The organism is Aquimarina sp. KJ22-3 (assembly GCF_055808215.1).
Genome location: NZ_CM147859.1, coordinates 2,994,997 through 3,012,608 on the forward strand (window position 1 = coordinate 2,994,997; position 17,612 = coordinate 3,012,608).

Consider the following 17,612-nt stretch of genomic DNA (forward strand, 5'->3'; position numbering starts at 1 on the left):
AAAATTACTTATTGGTCAAGGCTATGATACGTAACGGAGCACCAGTACCACCTTTTATTTTCATTGGTAAAGCGATGATTTCAAAACCTGATTCTGGTAATTGATCCAAATTAGTAAGATTCTCAAAAGCAGGAATATTTTTGGAAAATAAAAGCACATGACTTTTGAAATCTTGAGACTGTCCGTAATCTATACTAGGGGTATCGATCCCTATGGCATTAATTTTCCGATTATCTATTAGCCATTCTACAGCTTCTGGTGATAATCCTGGAAAATGTAATTCCTTGATAGCCTCTTCTCCTCTATCTTCGGTACCTAAGTATTTTTTCTTATCTGGGTACAATGTAGAAAAACCAGTCTGCAACAAAACAATACTGTTATCAGGAATGTTTGTGTTATGCTTTTTTTCCCAATTCAAAAAGTCTTCGGTTTGTATTAAATAATTCGAGTCCCTAAGCGCTTTTTCTGAAACGTCAATTTTAATAGCTGGACCCACTAATCTTTCCAGAGGAATCTCATCAACCGTTTGTCCGGTTTTATAAAAATGAACAGGAGCATCAATATGTGTTCCTCCATGTTCTGCTGTTGCAAAATTATTAGCGGAGTAATAATAGCCTTTCTCTGTATTTCCTGCAAAAACAGTATCCAACTCAAATTCTTTGGCTGTAACCCAATATATTGTCTCTTTAGAAAAGACATGGGTAAGATCAACTATCGTGCGAACGGTATCCTTATTTCCTTTTTCATCTGATTTTTCTTCCTCAGCAATGGCAATATCTTGTTTACAACTCGATACGACCAAACAAATGACACTGAGTAAACCGAATATAAATTTCATAATTTTTGCGCTATTAGTGATCTAACTAATATAAACAAAATGTAGGTGTTTTTTACCTGAGAATATTTTTATCAAATATCTAAAGCTGATTTGAAAACCTTAAAACTGAATTTTCAAACTTTTAGAGGTTGAAGAATCCCATTGTACATCAACACTCAATGTATTATCCTCACTATTCCATTCACCCGTTAATGAAGTACCATCCAAAGTGATGGATTTTGGATTCGAAGCTATATTATGAAGTATCACATGAATATTTCTTTCACTTGACGTATATCCAGTTCCTTTTTCTGTTTTGAAATCAATACTAAGGTTATCTCCAGAATAGGAACTTTCGAATTTTAAAAGCTCATACATGCCCTTTTCAAAAGCACCAGGAGTCACTCCATCATCGTCATAGAGTTTTCCTTTTGCGGTGCTCACCGAATCATCATGATAATAATGCAAAATTAGATTTTTGGTGCTGTATAGCTTTGTAGTTTGCACGGGCTTAATCATAGGAATAAATGCACCGGCCTTTACAAAAACAGGAATATGATCTTCTGTCACTTCTGCTGTTTTATAGCTACCTCCTTCATACTTTTTTCCTGTAAAAAAATCATACCAGTTGGTTCCCTTAGGAAAAGGGACATCCATCGCTGCAATACCAGGTTTGATTACCGGGGAAACCAAAAAGTTATCTCCCCACATATAGGTAAAACTCAATTCACTAAACTCTTTGTTATCATCCTCAAAAAACAAAGGCCGCATCAATGGGATTCCGGTTTGATTATTATCAAAAGCTATTGTATAGTTATAAGGTAGTAAACTATAGCGTAGTTCTACACTCTTTTTTGCCAAAGCCTTGGTTTTCTCATCATGAAAAACAGGCTCGGGTGCAATATGCTCCTGCGCATGTGGTCTAAAAATAGGCTGAAACACGCCATACTGTAACCAACGTGTATATAATTCTGGATCGAAGACTTCTCCTCCTGCAAATCCTCCCAGGTCGGAATGCATGTAACCTAACCCTTGCATACCCATCGACAAGGCTATTTCGGTTTGCGGTTGCAATCCTCCCCAGCTTCGGTTTACATCTCCAGACCAAGGAATCATCCCAAAACGTTGAGATCCCGAGTACCCGGCTCGCATTAAAATAAATGGTCTTTGATCAGCAAAATCCTTTTGATACCCTTCCTGTATCAAACGCGCCCAATCGTGACCATAGATATTATGTACTTCATCAGCGCTTCCTGCAGCATGTTGCAGGTCCGAAGGATGTACTTCGGGTTCACCTAGATCTCCCCACCATCCGGCTACACCATATTCTTCAGTATATTTTTTGTAGATGTTCCAAAACCATTCTTTTCCTTTTGGATCATAGATATCCACGATTCCCGTATTTCCGAAGTAAAAATCATATCGATAAGGATTCCCTATAGAATCTTTCCCCAAAACTCCTTCTTTTACAGCTTCTTCCCACTTTTTTGAGGTCGATAATATAAAAGGTTCTGTGATCAAAACAGTTTTCACTCCTTTTGATCTAAAATCATTAATCATTTGTTTAGGATTTGGGAATGAATCTTTTAAAAATTCCAAATTCCCCATATGCCCTTTGATCTCTTTTCCAAACCAATAAATATCCAAAATGACCGCATCCAAAGGAATACTATCCTTTTTAAATCTATCCACTGTGGTAATCGTTTCTTTTTCGGAGTGGTATCCAAAACGACTCGCAAAATTACCAAAAGCCCATCTTGGTGGTAGTGGCTGCTTACCTGTCAAATCCGTATACGCATCCATCATATCTTTCCAATCTTCACCTGCGATTACTTGGTATGTCTTTCTACCACTTATAGTTTCGTACTGTAACGTATTGTTTTTCTTACTGTCAATATCCAAAAATCCAATAGGTGCATTATCAAAGTGCACCGCATATACTTTCGAGGACAACACCAAAGGCATGGTATAATTCATTAACTCCGAATAATTTTCATATCCGTAATGTGCCCTATTGTATAACTGCAAACGCTTACCTCTTCTATTCATACCCACAGCTCTGGATCCAGCGCCATAAATCACTTCATCTTTATCCAATGTAAAATCAAGTATTTCTGTAGAATCCGTTTTGATATATCCTTCTCCCTCTGCGATTAGTGGTTTTCCTTTGTATAAATATGAAATTCCAAAAGGTTCTTTAGTAATTTCGACCACTATACCAGGCGTAGCATAAGTAATATTCTCCTTGGTTTCCTTAATACTTGCTTTGGTATTGGGAGTTAACACTACTGCATGAGACTCTTTATTAATCGTCTCTCCTTCTGGGATAAAAGAAGTCTCTACAATCTTATCAGAATATGGAGTAATAATGTATTTGCCATTATCTTTATACACCTCGATATAGGTCCCTTTATCTTTAAAACCTTGATAAGGACCATCATATGTCTTTTTACAAGAGGTTAGTACTACACCAAAAGATAGTGCGAATAGTAGAGAAAAATACGTAAGCTTCATTATAGATATATTTCTTGAATCGAATAGAAATCAAATATAAACGAATCCAGCTATAATCAAACTTCTCTTAACTATAAGGGCAGAAATTTATTGAATCTTCAGTCTTTTTTTGATAACGCTTAAAAAATCACAAAAGATCACTACAACGTTTGCGTAAGAATTTATAGCAAAATGTAGGTCTTACGAAATGGTAAAATTGCTAACCTTCTCCTAAACATTTCTTTAAATACCTAAAACATTTCGGTAATACGATCCGTGTAATTTTAGAATGTTTTTAACCAATATAACTAAAACGTATTACACATCATGAAACGTTATTACCAAATCATCGTTACCGCCAAACGTATGGTACTTGCGAGTACTATATGCCTGGGATGCACTCAATCATTAGTGGCCCAAGAGCAGACCCCTATCTCCTCTCCAGAACAGAAAGAGAAATCAACTTTTAATATCCCTCTAGATAAATTTTATAGTAAGAAAATTTACCCAAAAGGAACTGGTAGGTCCTTTTTCAACTTTGGAGACATTTTGGTAGCCAGGGCTGTACTACCAGCTGCTAGTTTATCTGAAGGCCCCACCTCAGGACAGTACATCGGTTCAGGATTAATCAATCAACAACCAGTTCCTTTTTTGAATAAACAACCCATTCAAGGTTTCTCTTCTGTCTTAAACAACTACGATGGTACTTTCACAGCGTTATCCGATAATGGATTTGGAAGTATTGAGAACTCTGCAGACTATAACCTTCGTCTTTACAGAATTCAACCCAACTTCAAGGCTTTTGTAGGAGGCGGAGAAGGCACCATAGATATTGTAGACTTTATTGAACTGAAGGATCCTAATGGTCTTATTCCTTTTGCCATTGTCAATCATTTCTCTGACACCAGAGTACTTACCGGAGCAGATTTTGATATCGAATCCATTCAGAGAACCGCTAATGGTGACTATTGGATTGGCGACGAGTTTGGTCCTTTCCTACTTCACTTTGATCGCAACGGGGTATTATTAGACTCTCCTTTTGCCCTTCCAGATTTTGAAAATCCAGGAAAAGAACTTCGTGCACCACAGACTCCGTTTAATGAAGAGTTTAGCGCCCTTAGAGTGATGAATGCTATGCGAGCGCATGCATTTGCCAATGGAAGCAAAGCGCCAGTAATGTCACCATGGTTTGTTATGCTTGATGATCAAAATACGAACACTGTAGTAGGAAGCAGAGCAAATCCTCCTTCAGGATTACAACAGGCCTCTAGCGAATTATTCAATGTTTCTTCTTTAAACGGAGCCGGTCATGATGTAGTAGTCTATACCGTAAATGATTTGGAGAACATGAATCTACTTTTGGAATTGGGCGTACAGGGAATCATCTCTGATCGACCTGATTTACTATTAGAAGCTGTACAAAGCTTTGATAAAGACAATGACGGAAAAGCCGATTTTATGGATGAAGATGGGCTCATCGACGTAACTCTATTCGACGCACAAGGTCATAGAGGTGCGAGAAACCTAAGGCCAGAAAACACGATCCCATCAATGGAAGCTGCACTGGACTATTTGATGCCAACTTTAGAAACAGATTGCGGGATCACATTAGACGGTGTGCCTGTCCTGGATCACGATCCGCATATTGAAGCCGCAAAAACCAGAAAAGCAGATGGAACTCCTTATCAATTTGAAGACGAAGTATTGGTAAAAGACCTTACCTTAAATGAAATCCAGACCACCTTTATCGCTGATAAAATTCTATCAGGAAGACCAGCGCAAACTAATGATCTTGCACTTTCTCCTGTATCGGTTGCATTTGCGGATCAAAACGGTTTTATCGATCCATATATCATGCCTTCTCTTCAACAAATGTTTGATTTTGTTGAGTTTTATATCGAATACTATAAGAACGGACCCGGAGCATCAGATTCCGAAGCAGAGCAACGTTGGAAGAATGCCTCTAAGGTTCGTTTTAATATAGAAACCAAAATTAATCCAAGAACCGATACTGATGATCGCGGTGATGTATTTGCCGAAAGAACAGTGGATCCTGAAACGTTCACTAAAGCCGTTGCCGATGTGATCGTAGCCAACAATCTTACCGATCGTGCAGATATCCAAAGTTTTGATTTTAGAACGTTATTGATTGTGCACAAATTGTATCCAGAAATACGTACGGTGTGTCTACTTGGAGATTTCCCAAAAGTGGGAACTGCTGGAGACGGGACAAATTTACAAGATCAAAATGGACAAAACACTCCATGGCTAGCAGGTCTATACTGGCCGTACAGAAGCACTCAGCTTACTAATCCTATCCGAGTAAAAGGAAGCGGTGGTTTTGAAGGAATGGCTTTAACTACGGATGGTCAAAAGTTATTACCCTTATTAGAAAAAACCCTTGTTGGATCAGAAAACAACAACTTATTAATCCATGAATTTGATTTAAGTAGTAAAACTTATACTGGTAAACAATTTCAGTATCCACTAGATGAAAGAGCTTCTGCTATTGGAGATTTCGTTATGTTTAGCAACAATAGAGGGCTTATTATCGAAAGAGACGGTTCTCAAGGCGATCTTAATGGGTATAAAGCCATTTATGAAGTGCAAATTGATCAAGATGAAGAGTTAGCACAAAAAAGACTTAACGTAGATCTATTAGACATTAATGATATTCGTAGATTATCACTACCTGGTCTTGAAGGAGACGTAGGTATCGGAAGAGATTTTGCCTTCCCTTTTGTGACTATAGAAAGTGTGGTGGTATTTAATCCTTTCCTGATTGGAGTGCTTAATGATAATAATTACCCATTTAGTGTAGGACGCCACGTTGGGACTGGATTACCAGATGATAATGAGTTTATATTAGTATGGCTGGATCAACCTCTGGGAAGACCTTGGCGTTCTTCTCGACCTAATACAATAACTCAAAACACCATCAAGGTATATCCAAATACCTTTGACAAACAAGTTACTTTTGCAAACGTAGCTAACGAAAATAGTACTGTGACTATCAAAGTATATGATATATCCGGAAACTTAGTCAAAACCGTTGCCGACCATCAAAATGGTCAAGAAAACTCAGATTTTATCTGGAACGGAAGATCAGAAAATGGTACCGAATTATCCAGAGGGTTTTATGTAGCTATAATCGAGGTAGATGGTAATCTGTTCAAAAAGAAATTATTAAAGAGATAAATTAACCAATACTTAAAACCAAATTAACCACAAAAAGCTGCCTAGAAAGGCAGCTTTTCTTATTCTATTTTGATCTATTTTATTGTAATTGTTGGGTCAACAACTCAGCAACCAATTCTGCGGATGCAGGATTTTGACCAGTAATCAACAAACCATCTTCCAAAGCATATGGGCTCCAATCTGCTGCTTTAGAGTAAATCCCTCCGTTTTCTTTAAGCATATCTTCTACCAAAAATGGAACTACTTCAGTAAGTTCTACCGCTGCCTCTTCAGTATTCGTAAAACCTGTTACTTTCTTTCCTTTCACCAAAGGCTCTCCTTCTGCATTCTTTGTATTTTTGAATACGGCTGGTGCATGACAAACCGCAGCAACCGGTTTGTTATTAGCATAAAACGCTTCGATCAACTTGATCGAGTTTTGGTCTTCAGACAGATCCCATAAAGGACCATGACCACCAGGATAAAATATCGCATCGAAATCGTTCTGGTTCATTTCACTTAACACCAATGTACTAGCCAATTGTTTTTTGGCATCCTCATCAGTACTAAAACGCTTTGTAGAAGCCGTTTGAAAATCCGGAAGTTCACTTTTAGGATCTATAGGAGGTTGTCCTCCTTTTGGAGAAGCAAGAGTAATGTCATACCCTTTATCTTTTAAAATATAATACGGAGTCGCAAATTCTTCTACCCAAAATCCAGTTTTCACACCAGTATCACCAAGTTCAGAGTGGCTGGTAAGTACAAATAGAATTTTCTTTGGAGCTTCAGTAGTATTCTTCTCTTCTGTAGCTTCTTCGGCTTTATCTGTTGTTTTTTTGGTTCCATTTTCATTTCCACAGGAAGAAAATGCAACTATGGTAAGCACTAAGGCTAATTTTTTCATGATTTTTTATCTTTTGATTATCATTTGCAAAATTAAACCAGCACCAAACGAAAAAAATTGATCTATGGTAATTTTTTTCGATTTAAAATTTCTTAAGACTTATTATTCCCGAAAGAAAAATGAGCTGATAGTCCTATTAGCTTCTTGGGTATAGAAAAGACTTTTGTACTTCAAAATCCACTACTCCATCTTCTCTAACATCGTAGATAATAAACAACTGTCCCCAATATACTCCATCTGTAAAATCAGCGATGATCCACTTGTGGTTTAGTAATCGAACTTTATTGATTGCCATTTTACCTTCCATCCCTACAAAAGGAACTATTGGATTATCCTTATCGGCTTTGTTCTGACCTATAATTTGATCTATTATGGTAAGTTCTAATTTTTTTGCATCATATCCTTGCTCTTCAAAGTAGGCAATTGCCTCCTCATCACTATCCAAACGGAAATACGTCAAATCCAGATTCGCATCTACCAAAGAGTCAATAACCGCCGTTTTCTCTGTCTCCTGTGTTTTTAACTGCTCTTCCAGATTTGCAATTTTTGCATCGTAGGATTCTTTTGCTTTCTTGGCATTCATAAACTGAAAGAGAACAAACAAAGCGGTAAAAATGAACAAATACATAAATATTTTACTCTTCATATCAAATGGTAATTTTTAAATTATCGTAGGCTAAAAATATATTTTCTGGTAATTGTTGTTGCACTTCTTCATGAAATCCCAACAGATGACTAATATGAGTCAGATACGCTTTTTCGGGCTGTATATCTTCAATAAATGCTATAGCTTCTTCCAGGTTAAAATGAGAAGGATGAGGCTCGATACGTAACGCGTTTACTACAAGTACCTTAACCCCTTTTAATTTTTCACGTTCTTCTTGTTCTACAGTTTTTACATCGGTGAGATAAGCAAAGTCCTTGAATCTAAACCCGAATACCTGCAAACGATTATGCATTAGATTAATAGGAACCACCTGTAGGCTATTCAAGTGAAAAGGTTCATTTACCAACTCATTTTCAATAACGCTTGGAGCTCCAGGATATTTATTTTCTGAAGTAAAAATGTAATCAAAACGCTTTTTTAATGAGGACATCACTCTTTGATGTGCATAAATAGGAATATCCCCTTGTCGAAAGAAAAAAGGTCGAATATCATCTAATCCCATGGTATGATCCGCATGCTCGTGGGTAAAAAGAATACCATCAATATGCGAAACATTATTAGTCAACATTTGTTGCCTAAAATCTGGGCCACAATCAATTACGTAAGTATAAGAATCCCATGAAATCAAAACAGAGACCCGAAGCCGCTTATCCTTTGGATCTTCACTCAAACAAACAGGATGTGTACTCCCTATTATCGGAATTCCTTGAGATGTGCCCGTACCAAGAAAAGTGATTTCCATAGTGCCAATTATAAGAGCAAATGTAATTATATTTTTTGGTCAAAAACGGGCCTAATTGGCTAATTATATTTCAACCCAACTCTAAAGTGCAGAAATTTTGGTTATAGTTTTTTTAATATTGAAGGGATTGTTACCTTTACATTAAACAAAAAAAGCCCTTTTTACTATGCCTATCACGATAATGGGAGACAAAGAGTTTGAATCTGTCCCCTCTATAAAGAGCAAAGCGTTACGTATCAATTTGAACCAGAATATCTATGGTACTTTTGCGGAAATTGGTGCAGGACAAGAAACTGTGAGAAATTTTTTTAGAGCTGGTGGCGCGTCTGGTACGATAGCCAAAGCTATGAGTGCTTATGACAAGGATTTTAGTGATGCTATCTACGGTATTGAAAATGACAAGCGCTACGTAACCGAAGCCAGGCTAAAGAAAATGCTAAAGCACGAGGTAAAACTTATAGAACAAAGGATTTCCAGAGAAAAACATCCTAATAAGTTATTTTTTAGTTACGCCAATACGGTTGCCACTATCGATTTTGCAAAAAAGTATAAAGGCCACGGATGGGTTGGTATTAGATATCAGACTAAGCCAGACGAAGATTACAATGAGATCATCTTACACATTCGTTTTCATGAAAACGATGCTAGATTACAGCAGATTACTTTAGGTATTCTTGGTGTAAATTTGATTTATGGCGCCTATTACAAATATGACAATCCAAAGAAATTACTACGATACCTATATGATCACTTAGATAAGGATCAAATAGAAATAGATACTATCAATTTTTCGGGACCACGATTTACCAAAGTCGATAATCGCTTGATGAGTCTTCAACTGGTTAAAAACGGAATGACCGAAGCCGTAATGTTTGGACCTGATGGTAACAATGTACTACCAGCAGCTATTCTATACAAGAAAAACATTCTTGCGCTTCGAGGAAGTTTTAGACCTGTGACCAAAGTAAATATGGATATTTACAAGACGTCATTAAATATGTTTCTGAATGAAAACAAGGTAAATAAGGACAAGACGGTTGTTATTTTTGAAATAACACTCTCTAACTTAAGAGCCGAAGGAGAAATAGATGAAGAAGACTTTATGGCTAGAGCGAGATTGCTTTGTTCTCTGGGACAAACGGTAATGATCTCTAATTTCAAAGAATATTACAAAGTAGTTGAATATTTCTCTAACTATACCAAAGAGCGTATGGCGCTTGCTATGGGAGTAAACAACCTTGTAGATATCTTTGACGAGAAATATTATCGCCATCTTAGTGGAGGGATTTTGGAAGCCTTTGGTAAACTATTCTTTAAGGATCTTAAAGTGTACCTGTATCCATTGCATAATCAAAAGACTGATGATTTCACCACTAGTGATAATCTAAAAGTGCATCCTAGAATGAAAGAACTATACAAGTTCTTTAAATATAATGGTAAGCTACAAGATATTACGGATTACGATCCGGATATTATGGATATTTTCTCTAGAGAAGTATTGCAAAAAATACAAGATGGAGAAACGGGTTGGGAAGATCAATTACCAGATCTAATTCCTGAAATGATCAAAGCAAATAACTTCTTTGGTTATAAAAATATTGAAGAAACCATAGAGTAATGCCGAAGAAACAATAAAAGAAAAGCACCATCAAAATGGTGCTTTTTTGTTTAAAGGATTTGCGCTGCGTGATCCTTTGTTTTTACTTTCTGGATAACTTCTGATATGACACCGTTCTCATCAATAACAAAAGTAGTACGATGAATCCCATCATACTCTTTACCCATAAATTTCTTAGGTCCCCAAACTTCAAAAGCTTCGATGACCTGCTTATCCTCGTCTGCAAGGAGTGGATAAGGAAGTTCATACTTATTTTTAAAGTTCTGCTGACGTTTAGCACTATCAGCACTTACTCCCAAAATATCATAGCCTTGAGCCTGGAAAGTCTGGTAATTATCTTTAAGGTTACAAGCCTCTGCAGTACAACCTGGAGTACTAGCCTTTGGATAGAAAAAAACTACCAATTTTTTCCCTTTATAATCTCCCAAAGAGATGGTATTCCCATCTTGATCTAGAGCCGAAAAATTTGGGGCCTTATCCCCTGCTTTAAGTGTTGTCATAGTAGATGATATCTTATGATTTGTATTTTGTTTAAACTTTCTGAGTAAAAATATAACAAAAATGACTTTTTTCTATGTTTTTATCAAAACTTTAATTCAAGAGAACCGTATAACTCCTTTTATAATTTAATATTTTAGCTTCAAAATTATGAGATAATGACAAAACAGGAAAAGGTAGATTTTACCATCAAGACATTACAAGAGTTATATCCTAAAATACCTATTCCTTTAGATCATAAGGACCCTTATACTTTGTTAATCGCAGTTCTAATGAGTGCACAAAGTACAGATGTGCGGGTTAATCAAATCACACCCTTACTTTTTGATCGGGCAGACAATCCATTTGCTATGGTTCGTCTTTCTGTGGATGAAATTCGTGAAATCATCAAACCCGTTGGGCTTAGTCCTATGAAATCAAAAGGAATCCACGGTTTATCCCAGATTTTGATTGACAAATACAACGGAGAGGTCCCTGAAAGTTTTGAAGCTCTGGAAGAACTTCCTGCTGTTGGGCACAAAACGGCCAGTGTGGTCATGTCACAAGCATTTGGAGTTCCCGCTTTTCCTGTAGATACCCATATTCATCGTTTGATGTATCGATGGGGATTTACCAATGGTAAAAATGTGGTGCAAACGGAAAAGGACGCAAAAAGGTTATTCCCAAAAGAATTGTGGAATGATCTTCATCTACAAATCATATGGTACGGTCGTGAATACTCCCCGGCAAGAGGTTGGGATCTGGAAAAAGATATTATCACCAAGACTATCGGTCGAAAAACTGTTTTACAAGAATACCATAAAAGCAAAAAGCCTGTCAAATGACAGGCTTCTCTTGTTTTAATTTAAAATCGTTTCAAATTTGAAGTTGTTATACTCTACAACTTTCAATGATTTCGAGTAATTCAGAAGAAAATCTATTGTTCTTCTTGATGGTACTAAATGTTTTTCCTCTTTGTGTGAAGACTTAAAGTAAAATTTCGCCATATTTTATAATCTTAAATTAGGGTTATTTAAAACTATAACGGCGTAACTTATGCTTTATTATATGAAAGAGTTACTAATTTGTTAAAACTATGTTATTTTTCTCGATTACCTTTCTTAGGTTAATCAGTGCGTATCTCATTCTTCCCAAGGCAGTATTGATACTCACACCAGTTTTATCAGATATTTCTTTAAAACTCATATCCCGGTACATGCGCATGATCAATACTTCTTTTTGATCATCTGGTAATTCCTGGATCAAGTTACGTAAGTCTTCTTCTACTTGATCTTTTATGATTCTTCTTTCAGCATTTAAATCTCCATCACTAATCACAGAAAAAATGCTAAACTCACCATTATCTTCAAATTTTGGCATTCGATTTCCTTTTCTAAAGTGATCAATCACCAAATTGTGAGCAATACGCATTACCCAAGGAAGAAATTTTCCTTCCTCATTATATTTTCCATTTTTTAAGGTACGTATTACTTTAATAAAGGTATCCTGAAAAATATCTTCAGAAACATCTCTATCAAATACCTTAGAATAGATAAAACTATAAATTCTTTGCTTATGACGTTCGATTAGAATCGAGAGAGCGCTTTCATCACCTTTGATGTAGTTGTTCACCAAAACTGCGTCTGTCAGGGTGTAATCCTTCATACCGTTTACTTTATTTTAGTACCAACAAGCTTGGGGCTCGGGCTATGTTAAACTTAAAAAGTAAAGGTTTGCTATAGGCAGTTTTGTTTTAAATTAGGTGTTATTACGAGGGCTAAGATAATAACTCTCAGCGAAAATCAAACTATTTTCTGTTAATTTTTTTAACTAAACTTTCATTATCAATTGGTTATTGTACTTCTTAAGTAATCATTATCTTTGCGCTCTTACCGCATATTTGCTATGATTCAAGACATTACAACCTTAGATCCTAAAGAGAATATTATCATTAAAGGGGCTAAGCTCCACAACCTAAAAGATTTAGATGCGATCATCCCTAGAAACAAGTTGGTGGTGATTACTGGGCTATCAGGTTCTGGTAAATCTAGTCTCGCTTTTGATACCCTCTATGCCGAAGGACAAAGACGTTATGTCGAAAGTTTATCTTCGTATGCAAGACAGTTCTTAGGGCGATTAAACAAACCCAAAGTAGAATATATAAAAGGTATCGCTCCTGCTATAGCTATTGAGCAAAAGGTGAACTCAACCAATCCAAGATCGACGGTAGGTACTACTACTGAGATTTATGATTATCTCAAGTTGCTTTTTGCAAGAATCGGTAAGACCTTCTCTCCTATTTCTGGAAATGAGGTTAAAAAGGACAATGTTACCGATGTCATAGAATACGTAAAGTCGTTTGAAGAAGGCGAAAAGTTATTACTCCTCGCACCTATCGCAGTAGAAAATGGAAGGACATTAGAAGGTAAACTTAAAGTACTGCAACAACAAGGGTATGCTCGTATCAAAGTAAATGATGAAGTACTTCGAATAGATGAAGCCTCTGTTAAAGATGCTGATACTATCTATTTGGTAGTAGACCGAATCGTAAAAAGAGAGGAAGAAGATTTTTTTAATCGTCTGGCTGATGCGGTAGACTCCGCCTTTTTTGAAGGCAAAGGCACCTGTTATATCGAAAGATTAGCCGATAACCAACAACGCCAGTTTAGCAATAAGTTCGAATTGGACGGAATGACTTTCTTGGAGCCAAACGTACATCTTTTTAGCTTCAACAATCCTTATGGAGCTTGCCCGGATTGCGAAGGTTATGGAGATGTGATTGGGATCGACGAAGACTTGGTTATTCCTAATACGGCATTAAGTGTATATGAGGGAGCTGTATTTCCATGGAAAGGCGATAGCATGAGTTGGTATAAAGATCAGTTGGTCAATAGTGCTTATAAATTCGATTTTCCAATTCATAAACCTTATTTCGAACTATCTCAGGAACAAAAAGAATTACTATGGAATGGTAATGAATATTTTGAAGGTATTCATAGTTTTTTTAGTGAATTAGAGTCTAAAGCTTACAAAATTCAAAACCGTGTAATGCTATCTAGATACCGCGGTAAAACCAAATGTAACTCCTGTAAAGGTAGGCGTTTGCGTAAAGAAGCGAACTATGTAAAAGTAGGAGGAATTACCATCACCGATTTGGTAGAAATGCCACTCAACGAACTTGCCGATTTTTTTAAGAGCCTGACACTAAATGAATACGATTCAAAAATTGCAAAACGATTATTAAAAGAGATTAATAGTCGCTTGTCTTTCCTGCAGAATGTAGGGCTTGAATACCTTACTCTAAACCGTAAATCCAATACCCTCTCTGGTGGGGAATCTCAACGTATTAATTTGGCAACCTCTTTGGGTAGTAGCTTGGTAGGGTCAATGTATATCTTGGATGAACCAAGTATCGGACTACATCCAAAAGATACCGAAAAACTAATCAAGGTATTGCAATCCCTACGAGATTTAGGGAATACTGTTATCGTAGTAGAACATGATGAAGATATCATGAAGGCCGCTGATGAAATCATTGATATCGGTCCTGAGGCAGGAACTTTTGGAGGAAATGTGGTGGCCACGGGTACTTATGATCAGATTTTGAAAGCAGATTCACTAACTGCAAAATACCTTAATGGTGGTTTAGCAATTGAAGTTCCCGAGGAAAGAAGAACATCAAAATACTACGTAGAGATTGTTGGAGCCAGAGAAAACAATTTGAAGAACATTGATGTTAAAGTACCACTGGGAGTATTTACAGCAATTACGGGAGTATCTGGAAGTGGAAAAAGTACATTGGTCAAAAAGATCATCTATCCTTCTGTATTAAAGCAGCTAGGAGGTTATGGAGAAAAAGCCGGACAGTTTACCGAGATCAAAGGTAATTTCAGCAACATTAAACATGTAGAATTTGTTGATCAAAACCCAATAGGAAGATCATCTCGTTCTAACCCGGTAACTTATATCAAAGCATACGATGATATTAGAGCTTTATTTGCCGATCAAAAGTTATCCAAAATTAGAAATTACAAATCGAAGCACTTTTCATTTAATGTAGATGGTGGTCGTTGTGAGACTTGTAAAGGTGAAGGCGTAGTAACCATCGAAATGCAGTTTATGGCGGATGTTCATCTAGAATGCGAAACCTGCGGCGGAAAACGATTTAAAAAAGATGTTTTGGAAGTTACTTTTCACGATAAAAACATCCATGATATCTTATCGATGACTATAGACAATGCGATCGATTTCTTTAAAGAACACAACCAAACCAAAATACAAAGAAAACTACAACCTCTACAAGATGTAGGATTGGGATATGTACAACTAGGACAAAGCTCTTCTACCCTTTCTGGTGGGGAAGCACAACGTATTAAACTGGCCTCTTTTCTGGTAAAAGGAAATACAAAAGATAAAGCACTCTTTATTTTTGATGAGCCTACTACAGGTTTGCACTTTCACGATATCAAAAAATTATTAAAGTCTTTTAATGAGCTTATCGCAAAAGGGCATTCAATATTGGTTATAGAACATAATTTGGACTTAGTAAAATGTGCGGATCATGTCATAGACTTAGGTCTGGATGGTGGTAAAAATGGAGGAACCATAATCGCGCAAGGTACACCTGAAGAAGTGGCAAAAGATAAAAACTCGTACACCGCTACGTATCTCAAAGAAAAACTGTAAGCAAAATACACTTGATGAAAATAACCGTATGTACCCGTGATGAAGCACGGCAGATTGTTGATGGCATTAATCAATATAACCTTAATCATGTTCCAGCAGTTCTAAAGGAATATTGGATTCCAATAGAGTATGTTGTAAAAAATGCAGAAGATCAGGTAATCGGAGGGATTTTGGCTGGTATTGGATACTGGGCAGGTTTAGAAATCAAAATTTTATGGGTACATGAGGATTACAGACAACAAGGGCTAGGAACAAAGTTATTGCAGAAGGCAGAACAAGAAGCAATCACACAAGGAGCTACAATATCCACTCTTGATACTTTTGATTTTCAAGCAGAACAATTTTACCTCAAAAATGGATATCAGGAATTTGGGAGATTAGCAAATTTTCCTGAAGGTCATCAACGAATTTATCTTTCTAAAAAATTGTCTAAATAGTCCTTCATTTCTTGTAATGTCCTACTGAAAATTTCGGCTAAGTGATTTTAAACTGATAAACAAAAATTTATGTCACTTACCACACAACTCAAAGAACGTGCAGATCAATCGGCACAAAAATATCCAGAAACTACACATACTATTATGAATAATGGCATCCAGATCCTAAGAGATGCTAATCTAGTAGACAGTGCTTTAAAAACCGGAGATAAAATACCGGAAATCACATTACCTAATGCAGCCAACAAAAATGTTTCGGTGCAAGAAGTATTATTGAACAAAAAAGTGGTGCTTTCTTTCTATCGCGGAGGTTGGTGCCCTTATTGCAACCTAGAACTTCAAGCATTGCAACAGTCCCTTTCAGAATTTGAAAAATATGGTGCTACCCTTGTAGCGATTAGCCCAGAAACTCCTGATAATTCTTTGACGACTTCAGAAAAAAACAATTTGAGTTTTGAAGTCTTATCTGATACAGACAATGAAATTGCCAAAAAATTCAATTTAGTCTTTACCCTTCCCGAAGATCTTATCGATGTCTACAACGGTTTTGGTATCGATTTGGTCAAAAGCAATGGAAATACAAATCAACAGCTACCAATATCTGCAACCTATGTGATTGATCAGGATGGAAGCATCATTTATGATTTTATTAAAGAAGATTATAAAGAAAGAGCTGATCCAGAAGAAATAATTAACTTTTTGAAAAACAACTAATTAGACCTTATTTTTCATAACGTAACTTTTTTTGGCACGCCATTTGAAATACAACTAAACAAATAGCGGAAGCCGAAATGCTAATGAGTAGGCATAAACCCAAAACAATTTAAGTTATGAAAAAAATGGTACTTTTTATGGCAGCTTTGTTACTAGTAGGAACAACTGCTGAAGCGACTGATAACCAACTGTCGGATCACCATGGGAATGGGGTTGCAAAACGCTATAACCGCGCACAACCTATCACCTTTGTTGAAGGTGGTGTAAAGTTCTTTGTCTATCCTGAGGGAGAAATCGAATTCAAAATCTTAAGGAATAGAAACAGAACTCGTCAGGCGAATTGGGGATGGAACAGTAACGTTCACAGTACTCCTGGTTCACAAAGATACCACAACACGTATAGAAGACCTGTACGATACGATTATTACGGTAGACTAAAAAGAGTTGGTTCAAACCACATTTTCTATGATCGATATAATCGAGTGCGTAGTGTAGGAACGGTACAAATGAGATATAACAGAAGAGGTCTGTTACATCAGGTAGGAGGACTACATATTTTCTATACCAAACATGGTAGAATTAAATATTTTGATGGAAGTGTACACTACACGAATTGTGCTGCTCCTCAATCTCCGTACTTCGAGCAAAATAGAACAAATAAACATTATAATGATGATCATATCTATAAAAACAGAAAACGTAAAAAAAGATATGATGATGACGATGATGATTAAAATATAGATTAGTTGTTGGTTAGTTGTTGAAAATCCCGTTACCATATTCTTCAGGTAATGGGATTTTCTATTGATAAAGTGTTGTTAATAGGAGCCCCTTAGAATACCTTTTATTTTATATTTATGAGATCACTTTCAATTTTATA

At 36.5% G+C, this 17,612-nt stretch carries 14 protein-coding genes; 7 read left to right on the forward strand and 7 right to left on the reverse strand.

What is annotated here, in order from left to right; all coding sequences use genetic code 11:
• Positions 1-4: 4 nt before the first annotated feature.
• Positions 5-838, reverse strand: coding sequence for a cyclase family protein (locus tag AC0L3Q_RS13975; RefSeq protein ID WP_473280188.1), 834 nt, complete (start codon positions 836-838; stop codon positions 5-7).
• A 99-nt stretch (positions 839-937) separates the two neighbouring features.
• Complete coding sequence (locus tag AC0L3Q_RS13980; protein WP_473280190.1) at positions 938-3,331, reverse strand: glycoside hydrolase family 31 protein; 2,394 nt, start codon at positions 3,329-3,331, stop codon at positions 938-940.
• A 306-nt stretch (positions 3,332-3,637) separates the two neighbouring features.
• Between AC0L3Q_RS13980 and AC0L3Q_RS13985 the strand changes: the two genes are divergently transcribed.
• Positions 3,638-6,508 carry an esterase-like activity of phytase family protein gene (locus tag AC0L3Q_RS13985; RefSeq protein WP_473280192.1) on the forward strand — a complete coding sequence of 957 codons (2,871 nt, stop codon included), beginning with the start codon at positions 3,638-3,640 and terminating at the stop codon, positions 6,506-6,508.
• 79 nt (positions 6,509-6,587) lie between these two features.
• On the opposite strand, the gene AC0L3Q_RS13990 is transcribed toward AC0L3Q_RS13985, so the two are convergent.
• The 3 genes from AC0L3Q_RS13990 to AC0L3Q_RS14000 form a co-directional block, all read right to left on the reverse strand.
• Positions 6,588-7,391 carry a type 1 glutamine amidotransferase domain-containing protein gene (locus AC0L3Q_RS13990; RefSeq protein WP_473280194.1) on the reverse strand — a complete coding sequence of 268 codons (804 nt, stop codon included), beginning with the start codon at positions 7,389-7,391 and terminating at the stop codon, positions 6,588-6,590.
• Between the two features lie 136 nt (positions 7,392-7,527).
• On the reverse strand, positions 7,528-8,037 hold the full coding sequence (locus AC0L3Q_RS13995; RefSeq protein WP_473280196.1) for a hypothetical protein: 510 nt from the start codon (positions 8,035-8,037) through the stop codon (positions 7,528-7,530).
• A 1-nt stretch (position 8,038) separates the two neighbouring features.
• Positions 8,039-8,800: an MBL fold metallo-hydrolase gene (locus tag AC0L3Q_RS14000; protein ID WP_473280198.1), complete on the reverse strand. Its 762-nt coding sequence runs from the start codon at positions 8,798-8,800 to the stop codon at positions 8,039-8,041.
• 166 nt (positions 8,801-8,966) lie between these two features.
• Between AC0L3Q_RS14000 and AC0L3Q_RS14005 the strand changes: the two genes are divergently transcribed.
• Positions 8,967-10,418, forward strand: coding sequence for a TonB-dependent receptor (locus AC0L3Q_RS14005; protein WP_473280200.1), 1,452 nt, complete (start codon positions 8,967-8,969; stop codon positions 10,416-10,418).
• Between the two features lie 50 nt (positions 10,419-10,468).
• On the opposite strand, the gene bcp is transcribed toward AC0L3Q_RS14005, so the two are convergent.
• Positions 10,469-10,918 (reverse strand): thioredoxin-dependent thiol peroxidase, encoded by a 450-nt coding sequence (gene bcp, locus AC0L3Q_RS14010; RefSeq protein ID WP_073314121.1) that lies wholly within the window; start codon positions 10,916-10,918, stop codon positions 10,469-10,471.
• A gap of 156 nt (positions 10,919-11,074) precedes the next feature.
• On the opposite strand from bcp, the gene AC0L3Q_RS14015 reads away from it, so the two are divergent.
• Entirely contained in the window at positions 11,075-11,740 is a 666-nt protein-coding gene (locus tag AC0L3Q_RS14015) for an endonuclease III domain-containing protein (RefSeq protein WP_473280202.1), read from the forward strand.
• A 235-nt stretch (positions 11,741-11,975) separates the two neighbouring features.
• On the opposite strand, the gene AC0L3Q_RS14020 is transcribed toward AC0L3Q_RS14015, so the two are convergent.
• Positions 11,976-12,560: an RNA polymerase sigma factor gene (locus AC0L3Q_RS14020; protein ID WP_073314125.1), complete on the reverse strand. Its 585-nt coding sequence runs from the start codon at positions 12,558-12,560 to the stop codon at positions 11,976-11,978.
• A gap of 240 nt (positions 12,561-12,800) precedes the next feature.
• Between AC0L3Q_RS14020 and uvrA the strand changes: the two genes are divergently transcribed.
• The 4 genes from uvrA (at position 12,801) to AC0L3Q_RS14040 (ending at position 17,466) form a co-directional block, all read left to right on the forward strand.
• On the forward strand, positions 12,801-15,581 hold the full coding sequence (uvrA, locus tag AC0L3Q_RS14025) for an excinuclease ABC subunit UvrA (protein WP_473280204.1): 2,781 nt from the start codon (positions 12,801-12,803) through the stop codon (positions 15,579-15,581).
• Positions 15,582-15,595: 14 nt separating this feature from the next.
• The gene (locus AC0L3Q_RS14030; RefSeq protein WP_473280206.1) at positions 15,596-16,018 is read left to right on the forward strand and encodes a GNAT family N-acetyltransferase; all 423 of its coding nucleotides are present in this window, start codon (positions 15,596-15,598) and stop codon (positions 16,016-16,018) included.
• Positions 16,019-16,087: 69 nt separating this feature from the next.
• Entirely contained in the window at positions 16,088-16,732 is a 645-nt protein-coding gene (locus AC0L3Q_RS14035) for a peroxiredoxin-like family protein (RefSeq protein WP_473280208.1), read from the forward strand.
• Between the two features lie 116 nt (positions 16,733-16,848).
• Positions 16,849-17,466 (forward strand): hypothetical protein, encoded by a 618-nt coding sequence (locus tag AC0L3Q_RS14040; RefSeq protein ID WP_473280210.1) that lies wholly within the window; start codon positions 16,849-16,851, stop codon positions 17,464-17,466.
• Positions 17,467-17,612: the final 146 nt, after the last annotated feature.